The organism is Herbaspirillum sp. WGmk3, assembly GCF_023952535.1.
GTDB lineage: Bacteria > Pseudomonadota > Gammaproteobacteria > Burkholderiales > Burkholderiaceae_D > Herbaspirillum > Herbaspirillum huttiense.
Genome location: NZ_JAKYWT010000148.1, coordinates 1 through 242, shown reverse-complemented (window position 1 = coordinate 242; position 242 = coordinate 1). Strand labels below are relative to the sequence as shown.

The 242-nt window shown below is 56.2% G+C and carries 1 protein-coding gene; it reads right to left on the bottom strand.

Going from position 1 to position 242, the window contains the following annotated elements; all coding sequences use genetic code 11:
* Positions 1-92 precede the first annotated feature (92 nt).
* Positions 93-233: a hypothetical protein gene (locus MKD49_RS26645; RefSeq protein WP_371925528.1), complete on the bottom strand. Its 141-nt coding sequence runs from the start codon at positions 231-233 to the stop codon at positions 93-95.
* Positions 234-242: the final 9 nt, after the last annotated feature.

Here is a 242-nt window from a genome sequence, read left to right as displayed (position 1 = left end):
CTCTGCCCACTACCCACCACCACGACACGCCATAGAAAACCCCGCCGATGACCAATCATCGACGGGGTTTGGCACATGTGCAACGCTTGCGATTACAGCTTCGGCAGATACTTCTTCAGCTCGTAAGGCGTGACCTGCTGGTTGTACTCCTCCCATTCCTGGTGCTTGTTGTCCAGGAAGTAGCCGAAGGCGTGTTCGCCGAGCACGTCGGCCACGAAGTCGGATTTCTCCATGATCTTCAG